This window comes from Vreelandella sp. 162(4c), assembly GCF_058152265.1.
This window is the reverse complement of the sequence record NZ_CM176981.1, coordinates 3,025,600-3,047,824: the sequence shown is the minus strand read 5'-3', so window position 1 is coordinate 3,047,824 and position 22,225 is coordinate 3,025,600. Positions and strand designations below refer to the sequence as shown.

The 22,225-nt window shown below is 54.9% G+C and carries 20 protein-coding genes; 8 read left to right on the top strand and 12 right to left on the bottom strand.

Going from position 1 to position 22,225, the window contains the following annotated elements:
- Positions 1–26: 26 nt before the first annotated feature.
- From AC4EYZ_RS14130 to AC4EYZ_RS14105, 6 genes are all read right to left on the bottom strand, one after another.
- Positions 27–995, bottom strand: a complete 969-nt coding sequence (locus AC4EYZ_RS14130; RefSeq protein WP_414120116.1) for a TAXI family TRAP transporter solute-binding subunit — start codon at positions 993–995, stop codon at positions 27–29.
- A gap of 50 nt (positions 996–1,045) precedes the next feature.
- The gene (locus AC4EYZ_RS14125; RefSeq protein WP_199105065.1) at positions 1,046–1,924 is read right to left on the bottom strand and encodes an NAD(P)-dependent oxidoreductase; all 879 of its coding nucleotides are present in this window, start codon (positions 1,922–1,924) and stop codon (positions 1,046–1,048) included.
- A 682-nt stretch (positions 1,925–2,606) separates the two neighbouring features.
- Complete coding sequence (locus tag AC4EYZ_RS14120) at positions 2,607–3,536, bottom strand: SMP-30/gluconolactonase/LRE family protein (protein WP_190374391.1); 930 nt, start codon at positions 3,534–3,536, stop codon at positions 2,607–2,609.
- 90 nt (positions 3,537–3,626) lie between these two features.
- Positions 3,627–4,643 carry a TRAP transporter substrate-binding protein DctP gene (dctP, locus tag AC4EYZ_RS14115; RefSeq protein WP_474191975.1) on the bottom strand — a complete coding sequence of 339 codons (1,017 nt, stop codon included), beginning with the start codon at positions 4,641–4,643 and terminating at the stop codon, positions 3,627–3,629.
- Positions 4,644–4,863: 220 nt separating this feature from the next.
- Entirely contained in the window at positions 4,864–6,150 is a 1,287-nt protein-coding gene (locus AC4EYZ_RS14110) for a TRAP transporter large permease (RefSeq protein WP_474191976.1), read from the bottom strand.
- Positions 6,150–6,704: a TRAP transporter small permease gene (locus tag AC4EYZ_RS14105; RefSeq protein ID WP_414120119.1), complete on the bottom strand. Its 555-nt coding sequence runs from the start codon at positions 6,702–6,704 to the stop codon at positions 6,150–6,152. Before AC4EYZ_RS14105 ends, AC4EYZ_RS14110 begins: the two co-directional genes overlap by 1 nt.
- A gap of 796 nt (positions 6,705–7,500) precedes the next feature.
- Here AC4EYZ_RS14105 and AC4EYZ_RS14100 point away from each other — a divergent pair.
- Both AC4EYZ_RS14100 and AC4EYZ_RS14095 read left to right on the top strand, forming a co-directional pair.
- Complete coding sequence (locus AC4EYZ_RS14100) at positions 7,501–8,670, top strand: M20 metallopeptidase family protein (protein WP_474191974.1); 1,170 nt, start codon at positions 7,501–7,503, stop codon at positions 8,668–8,670.
- Positions 8,671–8,740: 70 nt separating this feature from the next.
- Positions 8,741–10,249 (top strand): AbgT family transporter, encoded by a 1,509-nt coding sequence (locus AC4EYZ_RS14095; RefSeq protein ID WP_474191973.1) that lies wholly within the window; start codon positions 8,741–8,743, stop codon positions 10,247–10,249.
- A gap of 12 nt (positions 10,250–10,261) precedes the next feature.
- On the opposite strand, the gene AC4EYZ_RS14090 is transcribed toward AC4EYZ_RS14095, so the two are convergent.
- Together AC4EYZ_RS14090 and AC4EYZ_RS14085 are read right to left on the bottom strand one after the other, a co-directional pair.
- The gene (locus AC4EYZ_RS14090; RefSeq protein ID WP_022521404.1) at positions 10,262–11,158 is read right to left on the bottom strand and encodes a LysR family transcriptional regulator; all 897 of its coding nucleotides are present in this window, start codon (positions 11,156–11,158) and stop codon (positions 10,262–10,264) included.
- A gap of 260 nt (positions 11,159–11,418) precedes the next feature.
- Positions 11,419–12,201, bottom strand: coding sequence for an IclR family transcriptional regulator (locus AC4EYZ_RS14085; RefSeq protein ID WP_022521403.1), 783 nt, complete (start codon positions 12,199–12,201; stop codon positions 11,419–11,421).
- 137 nt (positions 12,202–12,338) lie between these two features.
- Here AC4EYZ_RS14085 and AC4EYZ_RS14080 point away from each other — a divergent pair, with 137 nt between their 5' ends.
- The 6 genes from AC4EYZ_RS14080 to AC4EYZ_RS14055 all read left to right on the top strand — a co-directional run bounded on the left by AC4EYZ_RS14080 (position 12,339) and on the right by AC4EYZ_RS14055 (position 17,468).
- Positions 12,339–12,863 (top strand): 2,4'-dihydroxyacetophenone dioxygenase family protein, encoded by a 525-nt coding sequence (locus tag AC4EYZ_RS14080; RefSeq protein WP_138800699.1) that lies wholly within the window; start codon positions 12,339–12,341, stop codon positions 12,861–12,863.
- Between the two features lie 79 nt (positions 12,864–12,942).
- Positions 12,943–13,917: a Bug family tripartite tricarboxylate transporter substrate binding protein gene (locus tag AC4EYZ_RS14075; RefSeq protein WP_474191972.1), complete on the top strand. Its 975-nt coding sequence runs from the start codon at positions 12,943–12,945 to the stop codon at positions 13,915–13,917.
- A gap of 4 nt (positions 13,918–13,921) precedes the next feature.
- Positions 13,922–14,392 (top strand): tripartite tricarboxylate transporter TctB family protein, encoded by a 471-nt coding sequence (locus AC4EYZ_RS14070; protein WP_022521400.1) that lies wholly within the window; start codon positions 13,922–13,924, stop codon positions 14,390–14,392.
- Positions 14,392–15,897, top strand: coding sequence for a tripartite tricarboxylate transporter permease (locus AC4EYZ_RS14065; RefSeq protein ID WP_138800700.1), 1,506 nt, complete (start codon positions 14,392–14,394; stop codon positions 15,895–15,897). The genes AC4EYZ_RS14070 and AC4EYZ_RS14065 overlap by 1 nt, the downstream gene beginning before the upstream one ends.
- Positions 15,898–15,948: 51 nt before the next feature.
- Positions 15,949–16,647, top strand: a complete 699-nt coding sequence (locus tag AC4EYZ_RS14060) for an SDR family NAD(P)-dependent oxidoreductase (protein ID WP_022521398.1) — start codon at positions 15,949–15,951, stop codon at positions 16,645–16,647.
- Positions 16,648–16,679: 32 nt separating this feature from the next.
- Positions 16,680–17,468 (top strand): SDR family oxidoreductase, encoded by a 789-nt coding sequence (locus AC4EYZ_RS14055; protein ID WP_490203836.1) that lies wholly within the window; start codon positions 16,680–16,682, stop codon positions 17,466–17,468.
- A 15-nt stretch (positions 17,469–17,483) separates the two neighbouring features.
- On the opposite strand, the gene AC4EYZ_RS14050 is transcribed toward AC4EYZ_RS14055, so the two are convergent.
- The 4 genes from AC4EYZ_RS14050 to AC4EYZ_RS14035 all read right to left on the bottom strand — a co-directional run bounded on the left by AC4EYZ_RS14050 (position 17,484) and on the right by AC4EYZ_RS14035 (position 22,107).
- Positions 17,484–19,457: a 2Fe-2S iron-sulfur cluster-binding protein gene (locus tag AC4EYZ_RS14050; RefSeq protein WP_474192547.1), complete on the bottom strand. Its 1,974-nt coding sequence runs from the start codon at positions 19,455–19,457 to the stop codon at positions 17,484–17,486.
- A 57-nt stretch (positions 19,458–19,514) separates the two neighbouring features.
- A complete protein-coding gene (locus AC4EYZ_RS14045; RefSeq protein ID WP_474192548.1) occupies positions 19,515–20,150 on the bottom strand; it encodes a glutathione S-transferase family protein in 636 nt (211 codons plus the stop codon).
- Positions 20,151–20,284: 134 nt separating this feature from the next.
- Positions 20,285–21,193 (bottom strand): LysR family transcriptional regulator, encoded by a 909-nt coding sequence (locus AC4EYZ_RS14040; protein WP_490203835.1) that lies wholly within the window; start codon positions 21,191–21,193, stop codon positions 20,285–20,287.
- Positions 21,194–21,195: 2 nt separating this feature from the next.
- Positions 21,196–22,107: a LysR family transcriptional regulator gene (locus AC4EYZ_RS14035; protein WP_490203834.1), complete on the bottom strand. Its 912-nt coding sequence runs from the start codon at positions 22,105–22,107 to the stop codon at positions 21,196–21,198.
- Positions 22,108–22,225 lie beyond the last annotated feature (118 nt).

Genomic DNA, 22,225 nt, shown 5'->3' with positions numbered 1-22,225 from the left:
AAAACGACCACTCTTTATTTCACAACTTAGGGTTTAAGATGCTCAGGAACTTCATATCCCTGCTCTTCAAAATAGCGAATAGCGCCGGGATGAAGAGGCGTCGTTGCAAGCTCAATTGTCATCTCTGGGATATCTGCATCTTTTAAAACTGAGAAAGCGGCCGCCTGAGCATCCTGATGCTCGACGATAGCTTTAACGATGTTGTAGGCAACCTCTTCATCCAAGTCAGCTCTTGAACTTACCGTGTTGCCATACGCCCAGGTGGTATATGCCGGATAGTCATCACCAGCCTCATTCTCTTCAATATTCATGATGCCCAAGCTAGGCAGTTCCTGGCGAATGGCATCTGCCTGCTCATCGCTCAAGCCAAGAATATTAACTGGGGTCATAGTGGCGATATCGATACTGGAGGCATCCAGCATTCGGCCATTGCCGCTCTTCACATAACCTTTGACACGATTATCCTTGATCTGGTTAACCATGTCGGTTGTGGAACCACGCACATAGTCAGGCGTTACACCGATCACATCAAACACCGCTTCGGCAGTCGCTTCCGTGCCCGATCCAACAATACCCGGGTTGAATTTGACACCTTCCAGATCACTAATAGTGTTCAGGCCAGCATCCGCTCTCACTACGACATTCTGAGCCGAAGGGCCATACACCCATAGCACATTAGTGGGGACTTCATTACCCTCGAACGCCCCCTCGCCGTGATAGGCATCATAGGCAACATTGGTGGTCACTAACCCCATATCGGCCTGATTACGTTTGATCCTTCTCAAGTTATCAATGGTTGCCCCCGTCTCCATGACGGAAGAGCGCACACCATCGACATTCTCGTTAATGATCTGCGAAACGGCGACGAAATAACCATAATGTGATGACGAAGAGGATGTAGAACCAATCGTCAATCGAGTATCGGCATGGGCAACGCCTGCTGCACATAAGGAAATTACCACCGCCAGCACGGATGCTTGCTTCGTATAAGCCATAGTCACCTCTCGTAATTGTTATATATTTAACTTTCCGTTAAAGACTAAACTCAGTCATTGCGCATACTATTGACGATGACCGGAAAGTACTGCTCTCCGTATCCTTCCTTTATAGCTTTCTGAAATAGGGACTTGGTATTTTCTGCCATTCCCAACGTCAAGCCGTAATTCTCTGCCAGTTCCAGCGCATAGCTGAGGTCTTTTAATGCATATGAGGTAGGGAATTTTTTTTCTGGGAAATCATTTTCGAGCATGAATTTCATGCAATGGTTGCGCAGGGCAAAGCTATCTGCGGACCCTAACGACATAGCTTCAAAAATCTTTTTAGGGTCGGCGCCACTTTTCTCACAAATCACCAATGCCTCGGACAGGCTGGCCACAGTATCGAAGAGCACCATGTTATTCAGAATCTTGGCCAACTGGCCGGCGCCAACATCTCCACAATGAATAATGTCTGATGCAATGTGCTGCAGAAGCTCTTTAATATTTCCGTAAATGGTTTCGGCGCAACCCACCATGACGCACAAGTTGCCATCAATCGCAGCCTGCCGAGTGCGCGCGACAGGCGCATCGGCAAACTTCACCTTGTAGGCCTGCAGCTCACGCTCTAACCACCTGGCATCCTCTACGGAGGTTGTGCTCAGGTCGACGACTGTAGCGCCTTGCTTGAGTTCATTGGCAATGCCGTCCTCTCCTAGCATCAAGCTTTTTACATGCTGGCCACTTGGCAAAGACAGGAAGAGGACATCACTCTCGCGCGCCACTTGCAGAGCGTCCTCGCCCTTCTGCACACCCTCAGCCGCCAGTCTCTCCAGCGGCTCAGAGGCAAGGTCATAGGCCAACACCTTCTTACCAGACCCTTTGGCCAGGTTTTTACACATGGGCTCACCCATTGCCCCCAGGCCAATAAAACCAATAGTACTAATCAAACCAACACCTCCAATAAGAATACTCTTGAATACCGTTGGATACTATAATACACACACTAGCCTATAGCGCTGCAACTATCACGACATACTTTGGTCGCAATGCAGGGCAAAAAACCGATAACTAACCGCTACTCACATTCTGAAGGAAACGATCCGAGCGCCATAACAACGCCTGAACAAAAGCGCCCCGCCAGGCACCATGCACTGACCGGATGTACGCGCCTGTGACAATGACCATTAGCCGTTGGCCGCTCAGGGTGTGTGGTACGTTTATAAGCACTCACAAACCTGCAGCCTTAAGGGGTTGTCGATCTCAATGAGAGGGGGACTTGGAGCAGCAAGCTCACTGGCGTGGCGATCAGCGCAATAGAGGTAGTGAGGAGTGCCGAGATCACCCAGAAGATGGGTAGAGCGGACGACCTTGCCGCCCCTCGACACCAACGGGCCATAGACCGACAGCACCTGCTAAGAAGCACGGATCTGCCAGTCTGCATGCAGGCAGGAAACAAGAAGCGCTCAGTGGCTTACTCAAGAGGCTGGGCTGACGCACGTCGCTGAACGTCTACGCCGAGGTGCTCAAGCCATCCATTACTGGCTGGCTAATCAGCAATCGCTGTTGTGATTTACATTCTGCCACATCCATTTATTCAAGCACTTCCAAAGCACTTGCTCTCTGGTGAAGTTATTGATTATTTAAACGCAAACCAGGGCGTGGCCAAGGGACAGCTAACAGCTGACCATAACCGGACAGAGTGATGTAAGCCGTCTGCAAGTTTGATCCACCAAAGCAGATATTAGTGCAATACCCTTCAGGGGCTTCATGAAACTCGAGCAAATCCCCCTGCGGAGAAAAAACACTGATCCCCCCATCCACCAGGGTAGCGACACAAATGTTACCACTCTCTTCCAAAGCCATAGAATCAAGGCGCTGATAGCCCGGCAGGCCGTGAACCAACTTGCCGCCATTGGGAGATGGCCAAGGCTCCTGACCCAGCTCACCGGGCGCGGTGATCGGATAACGCCAAAGCCGACTGGTTTCGGTTTCAGAGACGTACAACATACGCCCATCTGGCGACAGGCCAACCCCATTGGGCGTCAGCAGATGCTTTGCCGCGCGGCGAATCGAGCTACCGTCGCATCGGGCATAGTAGAGGTAACCCAGCATAATGCGGTCATCAAATTTCTTGCCAAAGTCGGTAAACCAGAAACCACCCTGATCGTCAAAAACGATATCGTTAGGGCCATGCAGCGGAACGCCCTGGCAGTGGGTGTAAAGCGTCTCAACAGAGCCGGTGACAAGGTTGACTCTTTGAATCGAACCGCCGTCATAATCGGATGCAGCGCCGGTAGGTCGGCTGTAGCCATCGTCAGTACGCCAACTGAATCCACCATTGTTGCAGATATAACAGTGCCCATCCGGCCCGAGAGCCGCCCCATTTGGCCCCCCACCCACCTCCGCCACGGTCTGTAGCTCGCCGTCAGGTAGGACACGCGTCAAGCGGCCTCTTTGAATCTCCACGACTAATATGCTGCCATCTTCCATGGCAATCGGCCCTTCAGGAAACGCCAGTCCACTGGCTAGCACCTTGCCCTGCAATTTTGTTCTGCTCATGTCATCTCTCCTGTGAACTGCCTGCTTTTCCCGCAGCCCTGCACACCCGCCTAAAACTGCCGGGCCATTTGCTGAGCCCGGCGACACCACTTACTGCATACCTTCAATTACCTCTTGAGTTGGCAGGCCGCGCGCTTTCAAGGGTTCTGCCCAGCGGTCATAGACGCCTTCAAGGTTGGCGTGTGCTTGTTCAAGATCGTTATCAGATAGGGGCACTTGGGCAATACCGTACTCCTCCTCAAGTGTCTGGATGATTTCCGGTTCAGAGTTATCCACGTAATCACAGTAGGTTTGCATAGCGTACCTTCCTGCCTCTACCAGAATATTCTGTTGCTGCTGTGACAGGCGCTCCCACACTCGGTCACTAATCGAGTAGGTGAGACCAAAGCTAGCGACGGAGAAGTTCGGAATTAATTGATCCAGTGCTGGTGCAAGGCCATAGTCCAGGATGCCTCGAAGCGGGTAATACACACCATCCAGCGTACCGCGAGAGAGTGATGTTAGTACGTCTGAAGCCTGCATTGTGACAGGGCTTGAACCCAGAGCATCAGCGGTGAGTGTCATAGGTCCACCGGCAGTACGCATTCGCAGACCATTCAAGTCATCGAGCGACGAAATATCGCTGTTGTTGGTCAGTATTCGATAGCGCCCCATATTGCCCACCCAAAGAGGGCGGATGTGATGCCGCTTGAACTCCGCTTCATAAATAGCCCCACCTGGCTGGGCCATCTCATAGAAGCTATCCGCCGCGCTACAGGAGTTTTTTACGATTTCCGGTAGCTCAACAACGCCAGACAAAGGGAGCTTTTCCGGTATATAAGCCGGAGATACGTTGGCAATATCCGCCACACCTGTCTGCAACAAGGTCAGAGATTCAGAACCACGCCCAAGTTGTTCTGCCGGATAAAAGTCGAACTGTATCTGTCCGTCGGAGAGCTCCGCCACCTTTTCCATAAACGGGTTGGCCCCATACTCTATGGCAAAAGAAGTGGTGGGCAGCCATTCGGCAAACTTCAATGTCACTGGTTCAACCTCTGCCGCGGAGACTGAACCGCATGCCAAAACACCCGTCAACAGCAGTGGAAGGTGCTTTTTATAGTTATTCATGATGGTACTCCCTTTTTTTATCGCTCTTCAGTTTTTGTGCCAGTTATTAATGAATACAGCGGGATAAACAAAATCTTCCAATAATGCATGGTGCATTGATGATAGGTATAACGTTTTTACAACAAGCTTAAACCTTAACCCACCTTTATATAGATGAACCCTATCTATCGTTGACCCAAACTCCTACAAATTGGCGAAGACTAGTTACCAACATTACGCGTCAGTACATAGCCGTTGATGGAAGCCACAGCACAATCTGTGGAAATGCTATTAACAAAGCGATCAAACCAAGCAGCATGACGATGTAGGGTATGACGCCTGAAAAAAGCTCCTCGACAGGCACATTGGCCACTTTCGCCACCACAAAGACGTTCATGCCGACCGGTGGCGTGACGATACCTATCTCAGCCAACAAAATGACGATCACACCGAACCAGATCGGGTCGAATCCGAGCGAAACAACAACCGGAAGAACCACAGGAATAGTGAGAATCAAAATGGAGATCAGGTCTAGAAACAACCCCAGAACCAGATAGAGGATCACCAAAAAGAACAAGATAAGGTATGGCGAAACATCCAGCAGCCCCACATAGTTGACTAAGTTTCGGGTGATGCCGGTCATGGTTATGAAGTAACCGAAAACATGTGCACAAACAACAATAAGGCCGATCATGGCAGAAATGCAGCACGTATTTATAACGGCATTTTTGAATGCTTCAGCATTGAGATTGCCTGATTTAAAAGCAAGCAAAAGTGCGCCTAGTGCACCCAAAGCCGAGGACTCAACGGGTGTGGCAATGCCAGTGTAGATTAATCCCGTAACAACACTGAACAGCATCAGAAAGGGGGTAGCTACCTTCAATGCTGTCAGCTTTTCGCGGAAGCTATAGGTCTTATTATTAGAGGCTACTGGATTTCGGATGATCAGAATCTTGATGGTAATGGCGATAGTGAGCGTCACCAATATGCCAGGCACTATGCCAGCAATCAGAAGGTCACTGATGCTAACCCCGCTGAGCAGCCCATAGAAAATCAGTGCGACACTGGGAGGAATCAGCATGGCAATAGTGCCCGAAATAGCGGCAATACTGCCAGCCATTTTCGGAGAATACCCCTCAGCCTGCATGGCGGGCGTGCTGATTTTCCCCAGCGTGGCTGCAGCCGCTGTACTGGAGCCAGAAATTGCACCAAAAGCAGCACCTGTGACAACAGCAGCAATCCCCACGCCACCCTGTATCTTGTCTGTCCACTTGGCAATGGCGCTAAACAGGGAGCCGGTGATACCGCTGACCCCCATAAATTCCGACATGAGGATAAACATCGGAATGGTGAGCAGCTCGTAGGTCGTCAGAGCAGAGCCTGGCGAAGCCGATAGGATCCCCAGCAGGACATCTATCCCAGTGGTTAGAAAAATTCCCAAAGCACCGGATATCGCAAGACTGATTGCAACCGGAATGCCTATTATCAAAAGAAAAAACAGAAAGAGAAAAGATAAAGCAATGACCATCACAGCTCGCCCCCTTTAGAAACATAGTTATTTATTGTTGTTATTAACAACCTGAACGAGAAAACAAAGGAGCCGATAGCGATAATAAATTCAGACGGCCAAACAACCCAGCTCACAACGCCATAAACGATCTCGTTCTCTTGCCAGGCACTGTATGCCCTTAAAGAATAGGTATAAGCAATATAGCTAAACATCAATGTGGCGATGAGGCCGAAGACCAAAAGGCAAAAGCTGGTAAATTTTAAAGGCAGCTTGCTTTTGAAATAATCAACCTTCAGGTGGCTTCCCATTCTCAACGCATAAGAAAACGCCAAAAAATAAGACCCAGGAAGCAGATACATGGTAATTAAATTAAAAAACCAATTAAGCGGCGAGTTGAAAATATAACGCATTACGACATCGACAAAAGTAATTGCCATGGCGCAAATAATCATAGATCCGGCAACAAAAATAAGAGCGTTTTCCAGGCATCTACAAACCTTATCCAACGCTCTTATCAGGCCGGGTTGTTCAATATGACCTGTCATGGTTCTGTGTTCCTGTAATGTCGCCATGATAAACCTCAGTGCGCCAATGTTAATAACGACTCAAAGGCCGTGTTTTGGCTGTCTAATAATCACTACGGGCGCATCGGCAAACGTCACCTCATCAGCAGGTAGTTCACACGTCAACACCTTCTTATCAGCCCCTTCGGCCACGTTTTTACACATGAGGTCATCCGTCGTCCTCAGGCCAAACAAACCAAGAGTGCTAATCAAGCTAACACCTGCAAACGAATACTTTTGAATACCTTTGCATACCACAATGCACACGATAGCTCATAGGGCCTCAATCATCACGGTATACTTTGGTAGTAATAGTGGCCTCTAAGAAGGCATCCATGGCAACCACTTCGACAAGAGCATGGAACGCTTCGTGCTTCGGTATGCAGGGCCTCGCCCGGAGTCTCCCTGGCTCCCGCCGCTCGGATTCATACTGTCCACAGAAATCCTTCGGGCATGCTCGGAAACCATTCGCTATGTTGCGCTGGTTCTCTTCGACCCCACCATCGACTTCGGAGACACTGAGCGAATACTCATGAGCCACCCTACGGCCGTGGTTTTGCCTTTAAAATATCCATCATCACCGCGGCTTGTCGTTTGGTCGTTCAACGTTTGACGATAGGTTCGTCGCTAATCCTCGTCTCCCTGAACACTGCGCTATAGCTTGTGCAACCATGCAAGGGGTCACTTCCCCCACCAATGTTGCTTTCAAAGCAACAAACTCGTTACTCAACTGCCTCTTTTCTGCCTGCCAAGTCGCTTAACGTAAAAGCGCCAAAAAATACATCGATAACGGCAAGGACAGGACATGTTTTCAGAGCAAGTATTTTCAAAACAGCAACTGCATGAAGCCACCCAACTGCGGCATAAGCTTCACCAGAACCCAGAGCTTAAATTCCAAGAAAACGATACTGCGAGACTCGTTGCCAAGCGGCTTAGCGAACTTGGTTATCAAGTAACGGAAGGCATCGCCACCACTGGTGTCATGGCGGAACTGGATACAGGTCGGGAAGGGCCCGTGCTTGCTTTTCGTGCCGATATGGACGCACTGCCGATTAATGAAACCAACGCCTTTGCCCACCGTTCCCAGCGAGAAGGTCTAATGCACGCCTGCGGCCACGATGGACATACCGCCACACTGCTGCTTGCCGCAGAAACTATGATGGCAATGCAGGACGAGCTGTGCGGCCATATCAAACTGCTGTTTCAGCCGGGCGAAGAAGGTGGAAACGGTGCCGATTTAATGGTTAAAGCGGGCGTGCTACAAAACCCACAAGTGGACGCCGTGTTTGGCTACCATAACCGCCCAGGCTTTCCTGCCGGTCAGCTGTTCGTTAAACCTGGCCCGGCAATGGGAGGAAACGACACTTATAAAGTCACTATAGAAGGCGTCTCTGGCCACGCAGCCATGCCGCACCTGGCGGTAGATCCTATTTATATAGGTTCATCGCTGGTGCAACAGTTGCAGGGGCTGGTAGGGCGTCATAAATCGCCACTGGAAGCGGGCGTTATTACAGTAGCTTCCTTCCATGCTGGCGATGCTGCCAACGTTATTCCCGGCCACGCCGAGCTACTGGTTAATATTCGTAGCGACCGACCCTCTTCCCGAGAAGCATTGGCGGGAAAACTTGAGCAAGTGACCCAAGGTGTTTGTGCAGCGCATGGTGCTTATTACCATATGGAGCACCTGCACCAAGTCCCCCCGCTAGTCAATGATCAAGCCTGGTCGGAACGAGTGCTGTCTATAGCCACCAAGCACACCGTGAGCAATGATATTCAGCAGTTGGACTATATGCCCACCATGGGCGCAGAGGACTTTGCTTTTTATCTCCAGGAAGTACCTGGCTGCTTCTTTTTTGTCGGCAACGGCGAAGGTGCTTACCTGCACAACGAGCGTTATGACTTCAATGATCAAATCCTACCAGTGGCAGGCGGAATGTTCGTAGCCCTAGCCAAAGAACTGCTAACCAAGCACTAAAAACCCACTTACTAATAGTCCTTTACCAAGCCATCAGGTTTAAAAATAACGTTTAAAAATAAGGGTCAAAATGATGCAAGGCGTACTCTCTTCTATAGAACGAGTGGGCAATAAGCTGCCCCACCCCTTTATTTTGTTTACCATTCTAGCGGCTATTGTCGTGATGATTTCCGCCATACTCGCTACCTTGGGTGTTTCTGCGATTAATCCCCAAACCGATGCAGAGGTTTACGTTCGCAGCCTGCTCTCATCGGATGGGATCGAGTTCATGTTGACCAGTGTGGTCAGTAACTTTGTCAACTTCCCCCCACTGGGACTGATTCTAGTCGTCATGTTTGGCATTGGCTTGGCGGATAAAGTCGGCCTGATGTCAACGTTGATGCAGGTCAGTGTGGCGAAAGCGCCACCCTCTCTGCTTACCTTCTGTGTATTTATGGCCGGCATTTGCGGCAGCATCGCATCAGACGCCAACTACCTAATCTTAATTCCCTTAGCGGCTATGGTGTACTACTCGGTTGGGCGACATCCGATTGCCGGTGCAGCAGCTGCCTACGCTGCCGCTGGAGCGGGGTTTGATGCTAGCCTCTTCATTACCGTAGGGGACGCACTGTTTGCCGGCATTACCACTGACGCTGCGCGTTTAGTCAACCCTGGAGCCTATGTGTCACCGATCGACAACTACTATTTCGTGGCCTGCTCAGTATTTGTACTTGCGACTATGGGCACCTTGATTGTCGATAAAATAGTGGAGCCCAGACTTCAACGTACCCTGCCGATGGGCAAGGACTTTAAAACTGATATCGTCAAACCAGAATTGACTGAGGCAGAAAAGCGAGGCCTCAAGCGTGTCGGCATTGCCACTTTGCTTTATCTCGCGCTGGTGCTAATAGCCGTGGTACCGGAGGCATCGCCACTGCGTAATGAAGAGGGCGGCCTGATTCCATCACCGTTCCTACGCTCGCTGGTGCCGCTTATGTTTATCTACTTCGTCACTATTGGGCTGGTTTATGGCATCACTACCAGCAAGATCACCAGTAGCCGTGACGTGCCCAAACACATGGCCGAGTCAGCTAGCGATCTGGCACCCACCCTCGTGCTGTTCTTTGCCATTTCGCAATTTATTGCCTACTTCCGTTGGTCGGAGCTTGGTCAGTACATTGCCATTGAAGGCTCAAACATTCTACAAAGCACCGGGTTTACTGGGCTTCCGCTAGTAGGTGCGTTTATTGCGATGAGCGCGGTACTTAACGTCTTTATGACCAGTGGCTCGGCACAGTGGGCATTAATGGCGCCGGTCTTCGTACCCATGCTAATGATGATCGACTTTGATCCCGCCTTTGTATTGGCGATGTTCCGCATCGGTGATTCTAGTACCAACATCATTTCCCCAATGAGCCCCTACTTCTCGGTCGCCCTGGTGTATATGCAGCGCTACAAGCCTGATATGGGATTAGGCACGCTCATCGCCACCATGCTTCCACTTGCCTTGAGCTTCTTGATCGCCTGGTCTGCGTTTCTGATGTTCTGGCTAGCCATGGGATGGCCGATTGGCCCCGGCGTTTACATGATGGCTAACTGATGCCGCTAAGCATCACTGCATTGTCAGCATAAGTTTCCACAGATAGTCGGCAGCAGGCGACAGCCTTCTGCCGACTCGGCGCACTAGGTTGCCCTGACTGCTGGCAGCCATAGGATGCTGAATGGGAACCGCTTTAAGTAACCCAGACTCTATTTCATTGCGCGCAGCCGCCGCCGTCATAAATGACACCCCAACACCCGCACTCGCCATTCTCCGTGAAACGGAATGTAAGTTGCAGCGATAGCTGGGCGTTGCCGGTTGCCCGGCGGCGCTAAACAGTGAATTGACAAATTGCTGCGAACCCGACACGTCCGGTAGAAAAATTAGCTTATGCTTTAATAGCTCTGCTACCGAAACACTTTCCTGACTGGCGAGGGGATGAAACAGTGCAACCAGAGCACACAGCGGCCCTCGCTCAAAAGAGTGCACAATGAGCCTCGGATCAGAAACTGGACCATAGGTAATAGCAATATCAACCTCGTCGTTAGCCACCATTTCATGGGGTTCGCGTGGATAGTAAATACCTGTTTTTATCTCGATCAGCACATCTGGATACTGCTTCGAAACCCGTCGCATCACGTAATTGATGAAGCTATCCACAAAGCCATCACCTACAGATACCACCACTTTCCCCGCCTGCATGTTACGCAGACGAGACAGCGTATCCCCCAGCTCTGAGTTCAACCGCCGCTGAGCTAGAAAACTATCCACCACCAATTGGCCCGCTTCCGTCAGCATGACATGACGCCCCTGCCGTTCTAGCAGCGCCATACCCAAGTCTCGTTCGAGGCCTCGTACTTGACGGCTCACCACGGAAGGGTTGATATGCAGATGCTCTGCCGCTGCGCGAATACCGCCACAGCTGTTCACCTCCAACAAATAGAAAGCACGTTTATCCAGTATATCCATGAGCTAGCCGTAAGGATCGCAAAATTGAATCAGCATGATAGACTGATGTTAGCAAGCTAATCGAATTTTTTACCCCCATAGCTACCGACTACACAATCATGATATTTAACCTCCCCGAGTGCGCCGCTGGGAGGGCACTGCTTACGCGAGTGCCATTACCGAAGAGACTTAGGCATTTCGCAATAATATTAGCTAATCACGACTTGCCTACAGCACTACACTCTATTTAATTAATGCTCATTACGCCTTAAGCCAAGGCACTACACCAAGCCAGCGTCACTGCATAGCGAATGGATACACTCCAATATACGTTGATGCCCATCATCAGGCAGTCGATAGCGTGGCACGCTGACGCTGATAGCCCCTTCAACGCGACCATCGGCGCCGCGAACTGCCTGACCGAAGCAGATAATGCCTAGTTCATTTTCCTGGTCATCGATTGCGTAACCACGTTCTCGCGTCAGCGTGAGTTCATTGCGTAACGCCTCAAGCGTCGTGCAGGTGCGATGTGTGACAGGCTCTAAGGTCAATTGAGCCAGATACTGCTCACGGGTTGCCTCGTCGAGGGCGGCGAGATAAGCCTTACCTACCGAAGTAGAATGCATTGGCACTGGCATGCCGATATACGAAGCCATGCGCACCGCTTCGGGCGATTCCACCTTATCAACGAAAGTCATATGGCAGCCAAATGGTACGCCCAAGTGCACCGTTTCACCGGTCTGCTTACCAATGGCGCGTAAAGTGGCCCGAGCGCGTTCCTGCAAGCTGCTCCGCGCCAGCGATTGATGAGTGAGACGCAGCAACTCGCGACCCAGTACGTACTCTCCACCTAAAGGGTTACGTTCGACAAACCGCTCCTGTTCGAGCGTGTTCAGCAACCGGTAGACCGTAGGCCGGGGCATTCCCAGGCGTGCCTGGATGTTACGGATGGTCGCGTCAACGCCAAGCTCAGCTATCACTTGCAGCAAGCGCAGTCCTTTGGTCACCGCGGCGGCACCCTGGACGTTGGGCCGCGGCACTCGCTCTTCGTCGTCAGCCGTCATTAATCGCCTCTTCAAATAATACGAATGTCTAACCAGTAATCCGTCACGGTCAATTGACGCATCTCGCCCTGGCTCTTACCTTAAGAACATATTGTCCATATTATGATCTTTATGTCCACATTGTGGACGGAGGAAATATGCCAGTTCAAGCTGATGATCATCAGCGGATGCCTTACCAATATCCGCAACCCGCTGAGGCCGCTCTAGAAATTGTCGAGCCGCACGCCCTTCCCCAGGATGAACGTATCTGGGTGCCGCAAGCGGAAAACGTTGATTTCCGTCCGCTGTGTCTGAACGTGTCCCAGGGCTACTGGGTCAACCTACTGCGTGTCCGCAAGTCTGGCGTGCTCAGCCGCCACCGTCACCCCAACCCGGTGCATGGCATGGTGCTCAAAGGCAAATGGCGGTATCTCGAACATGACTGGGTGGCTACCGAGGGTAGCTATGTCTACGAGCCTCCAGGTGAGACCCACACCCTGGTCGTCGACGAGGATGTCGAGGAAATGATCACGCTCTTTCAGGTCAACGGTGTCATGTATTACGTTGACCCATGGGGCAAGCACCTCGGGTTCGAAGATGTCTTCACCAAGGTCGACATGTGCCGCAAGCACTATGAAAGCTGCGGGCTTGGCCGTGACTATGTCGACCGGTTCATTCGCTAAAGCGAGATGTTCCCTTAAAAACCCAACGCATGAATTAAGGCCCTAATGCCAACAACAAAAACACGACAGGAGCACCCTCATGATATTCAACAAAACCCCGCTAGCCGTAACCATCAGCCTGGCCGCCTTCGCCTTATCCATCGGCACTGCCCAAGCCGACTACCCCGAAAAACCGATTGAACTGATCGTCCCCTGGTCAGCGGGCGGCGGCACCGATGCAGTGGCCCGCCAATTGGCCAACGGGTTGCAGGAAGAGCTTGGTCAAACGGTCAATGTGGTCAACCGCACCGGCGGCGCCGGCGTGGTGGGTCACACGGTAATGGCCAACGCCGAGCCGGATGGCTATACCCTTGGCCTGGTGACCGCCGAGATCACCACCTATCGACACATTGGCAGCTCTCAAATCTCGTATGAGGATCTGTCGCCGATTGCGTTGATCAATCTCGACGCCGCGGCATTTAACGTCAGCGCCGAATCAGACTGGGAAGATCTAGACAGTGCCCTTCAAGACATTGAAGCCAATCCCAACGAATACACTGTCTCAGGCTCTGCGCCAGGTGCCGCCTATCACCTAGCATTCGCGGGTTTTCTGAACCAGCAGGGTATTGATCCCAACACCGTTTCACTCGTCCCGAGCGAAGGTGCTGCCCCGGGCCTCCAGGAACTCGCCGCCGGTGGCGTGGATTTCGTGTTCTCCTCGCTGCCTGAGGCTGAATCCATGCGCGACGCGAAGCGCGTGAGAACGCTTGCTGTGTTCGCCAACGAGCGTCTTGATGCTTTCCCTGACATCCCCACTGCTGAAGAAGTCACTGGCGATGAGTGGGCGGCAGGTACTTGGCGTGGCTTGATCGGCCCCGCAGGACTGCCCGATGATGTGGTCGATACTCTGGCCGAGGCCGCAGAAGCCGTCTATGAATCTGACCAATTCCAGGAGTTCATGACCAATCAGGGCTTCGGCATACAGTGGGAAGGCCCGGAAGGCTTTCGCAACTTCATGGCTGAAGCCGACGAAAACAACGGCGAGATAATCAATAAGTTGGGCCTGGCAGAATAACACCATGCGCATCAACGACCTCTTGCTGGGGCTGGTAATGGCGCTGCTTGGCGCCGTTACTATATGGGCCTCCAAGGATTTCCCGCCGTTAGCGCGCCAGCCCTACGGGGCCGGCACTTTTCCCACCATCATCGGCACCTTTCTGGTTGGGCTTGGCCTGCTACTGTCTCTGCGTGGCTGGCAGCAGCGTGGAGCACTGTTCATTTGGCAGGGGCAGGTGACGCTGTCGCGCACCTTGACATGCCTGCTCGCTGTTATCGCCGCCGTTGCTGGTTACGTGTTGCTAACACCGCTGCTCGGCTTCCCGCTGGTAGCGCCCTTAATGCTCGCATTATTGATTGGCTGGTTGTCTGACGGCCGCTGGGGGATGGCCGTTATCGTCGCCATTGTGGCAAGTGCGGTGGTATGGAGTGTTTTCGCCCTGTTGCTGCACGTGCCGCTTGATCTGGGCATTCTCGAAGAGGTGATCTACTAATGGCGGAACTACAAGCAGCGTTAGGCATGGTGTTCGCCTGGGATGTCCTCGCGGTGATCCTCGGCGCTTCGCTATTCGGCCTGCTGATCGGCGCCATTCCTGGCCTGACTGCGACCATGGCCACCGCCTTACTCGTCCCGGTAACCTTTTTCATGGAGCCGCTCCCGGCGATCAGCGCTATCGTGGCCGCCACGGCGATGGCCATCGTAGCCGGCGACATCCCCGGTGCCTTACTACGCATCCCCGGCACCCCCGCCTCGGCGGCTTATACCGAAGAAGCCTACCTGATGGGCCGTCAGGGCAAGATCGGCCAGGCGCTCGGCGTCAACTTGGCGTGTTCGGTCGTTGGCGGGCTCATCGGGGTGGCAATTCTGGCGTTTTTCGCTCCACTGGTCGCCGACTTCGCTCTTCGCTTTACCAGCGACGAGTACTTCTGGCTGGCACTGCTCGGGCTTTCCTGCGCCGTACTGGTATCCGGCGCGGACCCGCTTAAAGGTGCAATTTCAATGCTCATCGGCCTGTTAATCGCCATGGTGGGCATGGACTCAGTTTCAGGCCAGATCCGTTTTACCTTCGGTATCTCTGATCTGCTCAGCGGCATCTCAATTCTACCAGTATTGATAGGCCTGTTTGCCGTCGCCGAGCTACTGCGGCGCATGCCCGAAATTGGCCACACCCACTTTCCACCGCCCCCACCAGTGGAGAAGCCTTTTAGCGGTGTGGGCGGCCTGATGTGGCAATACAAGGCAGGGATCGCACGCAGTGGCGTACTCGGCACGCTGATCGGCGCACTGCCCGGTGCGGGTGCCGATATCGCTTCTTGGATCAGCTACGCCTTGTCGCGCAAGCTCTCGCGCACGCCCGAGAAGTATGGCACCGGGCATCCCGAAGGGCTGGTCGCGGCCAGCTCGGCGAATAATGCAGCACTCTCGGGTGCCTACATTCCCGCCCTGGTGTTCGGCATCCCAGGCGACACTATCACCGCCATTATTATCGGTGTACTGATGATGAAAGGCATTACGCCAGGGCCAGACGTTTTCACTTCCAGCGCCACCTTGGTCAACGCCATTTTCATCGTGTTTATCCTGGCTAACCTGCTGTTGTTACCTCTTGGCCTGCTCGCTATACGCGGCGCGCGCCATATCCTTGCGGTGCCCTCCAGCGTGCTTTACCCGCTGATTTTGCTGTTTTGTATCGTAGGCGCCTTCGCTGCCAACAACAGCCTGCTGGATGTCTGGCTGATGCTTGGGCTGGGCCTGCTGGCCTATTTTCTGGTGGAGAACGACTTCCCTATCGGCCCCATGATCCTGGCAGTGATTCTCGGCCCGGTAGTGGAGAGCAACTTTATGCGCTCAATGATCAAAGCCAATGGCGAACTGCTAGTGCTCTTCGAACGCCCCATCGCCGCCATGTTGGGTGGGCTCGCATTGCTGGTGTGGCTGGCCATTATCGTCTCCAGCGTTCGCTCGGCCTGGCAGACACGTGCGTCAGCTACCTCAGCTTAACCGACCCATTTTGCGACCTACCCCCCTTTTCACGTTCTAAAAAGGAGCGATATGAACACTGTTATCGTTATTGGCGGGACTACCGGCATTGGTCGGGCGATCGCGCTGGCGTTTGCCGCCCAGGGTGACGAAGTCCACGTCACCGGCATCGAGCCTAAGAGCGAACAGCAAGCCGAAGACGTAACCGACCGACACCAACTCGATGTGCGTGACCCGGCCCAGGTTGAGCGCTTCTTCGCGGCGTTCCCAACATTGGATGTGCTGGTGAACTGCGCTGGCGTCATCCAGCGTGACGGCAAGGAGTTCACACCCAAAGGCTTTTCTGAGGTCATCGACATCAACCTCAATGGTACACAGCGCTGTTGCCATGCCGCGCATGCAGCCCTCAAGGCAGCGGGTGGCTGCATTATCAACACCGCCTCTATGCTGTCGTTTTTTGGCAGCGGCCATGCCCCGGCCTACTCTGCTTCCAAGGGCGGCGTGGCCCAACTCACACGGTCGTTGGCGATCGCCTGGGCCAGCGATGGTATTCGCGTCAATGCCCTTGCGCCAGGTTGGATTGCCACCGACTTGACGGCAGCACTCACCCAGAACAGCGAACGCTCGGCGGAACTCGTCGGACGCACGCCCATGGGCCGCTGGGGCAAACCCGACGACCTCGCTGGGCCAGCGCTGTTCTTGGCTTCACCGGGCGCAAACTTTATAACGGGCGTACTATTACCGGTAGACGGTGGCTATTCGTCACGTTGAGCGCAAATATCGAACACACAGGAGTACATGGTATGGATCTTGGAATAGCGGGACGCTGGGCCGTGGTATGCGCAGCGAGCAAAGGGTTGGGTCGAGGCTGCGCCGAAGCGCTGGCCAAAGAAGGCGTCAACCTGGCCATTAATTCACGCAATGCCGAGGTGCTCGAAAAGACCGCCGACGCGTTGCGGGCCCTTAATCCAGCCATCGAAGTTCGCCCTGTGGCTGGGGATATCGGGCGCGAGGAGGTACGCGAGGCGCTACTGGCCGCCTGTCCGCAGGTCGATATTTTGATCAACAATAATGGCGGGCCGCCGCCGGGTGATTTTCGCGACTGGGATCGGGAGGCGTGGATACAGGCCGTGGATGCCAACATGATCACGCCTATTGAGCTGATCAAGGCCACGGTAGACCGTATGGCCGCCAACGGCTTTGGACGCGTGGTCAATATTACCTCGGGCGCGGTAAAAGCACCCATCGACATTCTCGGGTTATCCAACGGCGCGCGCAGTGGGCTAACCGGCTTCGTCGCGGGGCTTGCTCGCCAACCGCAACTCGCCTCGCACAACGTCACGATCAACAACCTACTGCCCGGCTCCTTTGATACCGACCGCCTGCGCGGCAACTTCAAGAAGGTCGCCGAGAAGAATCAGCAAACTATCGAGCAGGTACGTGAGCAGCGTGCCCAAGGGGTTCCTGCGCGGAGATTCGGCACCGCCGAGGAGTTTGGTGCCTTTTGTGCCTTTATGTGCAGCGAGCATGCAGGCTATCTAACAGGGCAGAATATCCTGCTCGACGGCGGCGCCTACCCAGGAACCTTCTAATCGATTGCGACACAATTAACCGTTAGCCAGCGTAATGGCTAGCCTCCCCGAGTGCGCTGCTGGGCGGGCGCTGCACAGCAGAATCTCCCCCTCTGGCGCGGATATGCCATTGGGGTAGGTCACCTCCCCCCGCACCAGCGTGCAGGCGCACTCGCCACAGCTGCCACTGCGGCACCCATAGGCAGGCTGTAACCCCGCTTTTTCGGCGGTTTCCAGCAGGCTTTCGCCCGGCTGCCAGTGGGCGACTACGCTTGAGTTGGCAAAGCTAACTTCTACCGCTTGTTCTGCGACGGGCACAGCGTATGTTTGGGTCAGCGCCGAGGGGCCGAACGCTTCTGTGTGTATTTGCCCCGATGAGAGTCCGAGCTCCAGCGCCTCCTGGTGGTAGCGCTCTACAAAGGCGGCGGGGCCGCATAGGTACAGCTGTACTTCTGACAGCACCTGATCGGTAAACACCTGCCCCAGTGAAACCCGGCCTGCCATCCATCCATTGAGGGCAGTTGTAGTTCTGGTGACATGCCGCTGCAAACGCAGCCCTCGCGCCTCAAGGTCGAGTAGTTCTTCACCGAAAGGCGCCTCGGCCACATCGCGCACGCTCTGTACTAACGTTACCGGGCCACGGCCTGCGCCAGTCAATTCATGGGCCAGGCTCAATATGGGCGTAATACCGATACCACCTCCCAGCAGCACCCAATGGGCACGCCCTGAGCCGCTAGCCTCTGCCGTGAATGACCCCATTGGCATACTCACAGCTAGTTCAGTACCCACCTGAAGCGCGCTGTGTACGTAGTGCGAGCCCTCACCATCGGCCTTCACACTGATGCGATAACCAGCCTGCTGGCTGTTACCCGAAAGCGTATAGCTGCGTACCAACGCCGTGCCATCCAGGCGCGGCACGTGTAGCGTAATAAACTGGCCCGCTTCAAAGGGCGCCAGCGCCTTGTCTTGTCGGACACTCTTTAAATAGAAAGAGCGGATCTCAGGTGTCTCCTGCACCACGGCGGCCACCTGAACACACTGTTGAGTGGAAGGCGCAAGCGCCTGCCAGGGCCCATGGGGCGCCGCCTCAACGGCTACTGCACCGGCATGGCTACGCCAGCGCAAGGCCCTTGGTCGCCAAACGATATGCCGTGGGGTAAGGCACCAGTAGCGTTCAGCGCCAGGATAACGCGCCCCAGCGGTCTCCTCGTCCACCAGCCGCGCTTCCCCGGTCAGATGCAGCACATTCCCGCTGGCAAAGTCCGGTATCACCAAGGCCGCGCGCCCGCTGGCCAGCACGTTACCCAAGGTGTTGAAGAATCGATTGCCTGCAAAATCAGGCAGAATCAGATCACTTCCCTGACGCCGAATGAACCCCGGTTGCCCTCCGCGATGAGAGGCATCCACCTGGACGCCCTGGTCGGTATGCGCGTAACTACCCACGAAGGCGGTGATCGCCCGGTCGATATGCGCCAGCACCGGCTCTGGCAACTGATCGAGGATCGCGTCACGCTTGATTAGCACGGGGCCCGGCTGGGGCTGCACCGGCCTCATCGCCGACCAGTCGTGAATATACTGGGGGCAGTTACCGAAGGCGTGAGTCACTTCCAACTGCCATTGGCTTGCTGAGCCCCGCAATACACCGTTGACCCTGTTACGACGGCGCGTGTGTAGCTCAATGCCCAATAGGCCAATGCTGGTGCCGCTGTTAAGTAGCGGTGCAAGAGGGTCATCCACAGGCGGCGTTAATGCTAAATCGAGCCGTGACTCGTCCGGCGCATGAACAAAGCCCGGCGCACCCTCCAACAGCGTGACCCAAGGCCAGCCGTCATGATCCACCGCTGCTGCCGCCACAAAGGGCAACTGGGGAAAGAAGTGCTGCAGCTGTGGCGTTAGAAAGGGACGCATCACCTTGCGGCCCACCTCCGCCATTTGTTGCTCCACGCCGACCACGCGCTGCAAGGCAAGCTCGCCTTCATGCCATGGGCTGCTGGTGACGTCGTTATTCACCCTCGACTCCTCGCGAGCAGTTCGCCCGCACCGATTTGAAATGCTGCACCGGCTGGCCTAGCGCACCAGCCCCACCTTAGTCACCTTCATGGGTACAAACCCTTCCAGCGCCTCGATACGCTGCAGCCAGGTGCGGATATGCGGATAGGGTTCCAGCGAGACATTCCCTTCAGGCGCATGGGCGATGTAGCTGTAGAGCGAAATCTCCGCCAGCGTGGCGTGCTCACCCGCCAGGAAGGGCTGATGCGCCAAGTGGGCATCAACAATCGCGAACAGATCATGGGCATCAGCAATCAGCGGTTCAGGATCGAACGAGGCATTAAAGACCGTGACCAAGCGCGCCTTCATCGCCGAGTTCGCCAAAGGCCCTGCCGCCACGGACAGCCAGCGTTGCACTTGGGCTTGAATCAACGGGTCGTCCGGTAGCCAGCGACCAGCACCCTGCCCAGAACCATAGCGGCGTTCCAGATAGACCAGAATGGCATTGGAATCCGCCAGGATAACCCCTTGGTCATCGATCACCGGCACCTGCGCGAAGGCGTTCAGGTTCAGGAAAAGCGGCGCTTTGTGTTCGCCCGCGGCAAGATCAACATCGATAAAAGTGGCAGGCAAACCGAGCAGCGAAAGCATCAGCTCGATACGGTGGCAGTGGCCGGAAAGAGCGTGGCGGTAAACCTTGATAGCGTGTGACATGTGATTATCTCCTTGAGTGAGCGCCTCGATAGATGAACGTCACAGGTGTTAAGCGACGTCACCCATCCTGAGCCAAATCAAGGAGTGCAAGAATAGCGATACTGAACAATACAAAATTGCGCTGAATGAAATAATCAGCCGACCAACTGCGTTCGCAACCAGGGTGTTGCCAGTTCCAGGAAGGCCATAACGCTGGCAGGCGCCCGGATGCCAAGGGGATAGGTGAGCGCCAGAGGGTGTCCCGCAGGCCAAAGGGGTTCAGCAACGGGTTCAAGCAGCCCCTGCTCGCAGGCGCGACGCGCCTGCAGTTGGTAGCAACACACGACACCCGCACCTCCAATGGCAGCCCGCAGCGCAGCAGCACTGGTACTGATGGCAAGCCTGGGCTCAAAACGGAGCGGGTAGTCTTCAGCCAAGCGCCAGACAGGCGCTTGTCCTTCACTGGAGCAGTGAATAAGCGCATGACGGGCCAAGCCTTGCAGGCTACCGGGGCGCCCGGTCTTGTCCAAGTAACGGGGGCTAGCAAACAGACCAACGCGCAAATCACCCAGGGGCCTGGCATAAGCGGAGGCAGGCAGCGGCCCACGCATCAGACGTAGGTGCGCCGGTGCATCGTTTTCTATACGGATGGGATATTCATCAGCCAGCAGGCAGATCTTCAGCGCAGGGTGCTGCTCTTGCAGCCGCAACACTAACGGCATCAGCAGTGGCTCCATCAACGCCTGGGGCGCCTGCAAACGTAGCGTGCCGTTGAGCTCGCGGTGCTCCTGGCACGCACTGGCGTCGGCGTCGGAGACTGCGTGGATCAGCGTATCGGCGTAGTCGCGCAATCGCTCGCCCGCCGCCGTCAACGTGCTGCCTCTGGCAGAGGTAGTGACCAAAGCAACCCCTAGACGCTGCTCCTGAGCACGCAGCAGACGGTGGAGCTTCGCCGCCGACTGGCTGCTCGCTTCAGCCGCGGCTTGCACGCTGCCGTGCCTGGCAACGGCGGAAAGCGCCATTAAGGCCTCAAAGCGTAGCGGTGATTCAGGGGAGAGCGCCATGGTTAACTGCGGTAGGCGAGCGCCGGGTCGGCACGTAGCCGCTCGGCAAGAAAATCAACGAAGGTACGCACGCTGGCGGCCCGCCCACGGCCCGCTGTCACCCAGATATTGATGGGAATGGCCACTGGTTCGAAACGCGTTAACACGCGCCGTACTCGGCCTTCTGCTTCACTGACAGCCACCTGGTAAGACAGCAGCCGAGTATGCCCGGCACCTGCCTCGACCGCCGTTAACGCCGCATGAATAGCGCTGATGCGCAGCCGTGGCGAGGGCGTTACTTCAATGCGCTTGCCCTCTTCCTCGAACCACCAGTGACCGCTCAAGTTACCACCTTCGGCCACCACGGTAGGCAATGCTTCCAGTTCTTGCGGGTGCGTTGGCTCGCCGTGTTCGGCCAGCCACGCGGGGCTTGCGCAAACCACCTGCCGCACCTCACCGACTGGCACGGTCAAGTGCTGGCAATCCTGCGGCACATGACCGATGCGCACCGCCACATCAATGCCCTCCTCCTGCAGGTTGACCGGTCGATCGATCAGTTCAGCGCGCACCTGCACGTCAGGGTATTGCTCCAGATAATCGACGATCTGCGGGGTAACGAAGTACTCGCCGAACAGCACCGGCGCGGTCACCTGCAACAGGCCACGTGGGGTAAGGTAACTGCCGGTCGCAGCGGCCTCGGCCTCCGCAAGCTGAGCAAGCACCTGCTGGGCATCCTCCAGATACCGGCGCCCCGCCTCCGTCACGCGCACCTGCCTTGTGGTGCGCTGTAACAAGGCAACGCCCAAACGCGCCTCAAGCGCTGCCACCGCCCGGGTAACCCGAGGCGGCGACAACGCAAGCTGCCGTGCGGCGTCCGCAAAGCTCTCCAGCTGCGCCACCGCTGCAAACACGCGCATCTCTTCGAATCTATCCAAGGCAGCTCCAGGAACAGGGTAAGCATCACTAACGGTATTCTATATACCCGCTAGGTTTATACCTACCAGGACTGTATACCCACCAGAGCTTTTTTATGCAGCTACGTCGCCGATGGTT

What these genes read in the sequence shown, in the direction of transcription:
- AC4EYZ_RS14130 (WP_414120116.1), bottom strand. Translation starts at nt 995, where the DNA reads ATGGCTTATACGAAGCAAGCATCCGTGCTGGCGGTGGTAATTTCCTTA.
- AC4EYZ_RS14120 (WP_190374391.1), bottom strand. Translation starts at nt 3,536, where the DNA reads ATGAGCAGAACAAAATTGCAGGGCAAGGTGCTAGCCAGTGGACTGGCG.
- dctP (WP_474191975.1), bottom strand. Translation starts at nt 4,643, where the DNA reads ATGAATAACTATAAAAAGCACCTTCCACTGCTGTTGACGGGTGTTTTG.
- AC4EYZ_RS14110 (WP_474191976.1), bottom strand. Translation starts at nt 6,150, where the DNA reads ATGGTCATTGCTTTATCTTTTCTCTTTCTGTTTTTTCTTTTGATAATA.
- AC4EYZ_RS14105 (WP_414120119.1), bottom strand. Translation starts at nt 6,704, where the DNA reads ATGGCGACATTACAGGAACACAGAACCATGACAGGTCATATTGAACAA.
- AC4EYZ_RS14100 (WP_474191974.1), top strand. Translation starts at nt 7,501, where the DNA reads ATGTTTTCAGAGCAAGTATTTTCAAAACAGCAACTGCATGAAGCCACC.
- AC4EYZ_RS14095 (WP_474191973.1), top strand. Translation starts at nt 8,741, where the DNA reads ATGATGCAAGGCGTACTCTCTTCTATAGAACGAGTGGGCAATAAGCTG.
- AC4EYZ_RS14090 (WP_022521404.1), bottom strand. Translation starts at nt 11,158, where the DNA reads ATGGATATACTGGATAAACGTGCTTTCTATTTGTTGGAGGTGAACAGC.
- AC4EYZ_RS14085 (WP_022521403.1), bottom strand. Translation starts at nt 12,201, where the DNA reads ATGACGGCTGACGACGAAGAGCGAGTGCCGCGGCCCAACGTCCAGGGT.
- AC4EYZ_RS14080 (WP_138800699.1), top strand. Translation starts at nt 12,339, where the DNA reads ATGCCAGTTCAAGCTGATGATCATCAGCGGATGCCTTACCAATATCCG.
- AC4EYZ_RS14075 (WP_474191972.1), top strand. Translation starts at nt 12,943, where the DNA reads ATGATATTCAACAAAACCCCGCTAGCCGTAACCATCAGCCTGGCCGCC.
- AC4EYZ_RS14070 (WP_022521400.1), top strand. Translation starts at nt 13,922, where the DNA reads ATGCGCATCAACGACCTCTTGCTGGGGCTGGTAATGGCGCTGCTTGGC.
- AC4EYZ_RS14065 (WP_138800700.1), top strand. Translation starts at nt 14,392, where the DNA reads ATGGCGGAACTACAAGCAGCGTTAGGCATGGTGTTCGCCTGGGATGTC.
- AC4EYZ_RS14060 (WP_022521398.1), top strand. Translation starts at nt 15,949, where the DNA reads ATGAACACTGTTATCGTTATTGGCGGGACTACCGGCATTGGTCGGGCG.
- AC4EYZ_RS14055 (WP_490203836.1), top strand. Translation starts at nt 16,680, where the DNA reads ATGGATCTTGGAATAGCGGGACGCTGGGCCGTGGTATGCGCAGCGAGC.
- AC4EYZ_RS14045 (WP_474192548.1), bottom strand. Translation starts at nt 20,150, where the DNA reads ATGTCACACGCTATCAAGGTTTACCGCCACGCTCTTTCCGGCCACTGC.
- AC4EYZ_RS14040 (WP_490203835.1), bottom strand. Translation starts at nt 21,193, where the DNA reads ATGGCGCTCTCCCCTGAATCACCGCTACGCTTTGAGGCCTTAATGGCG.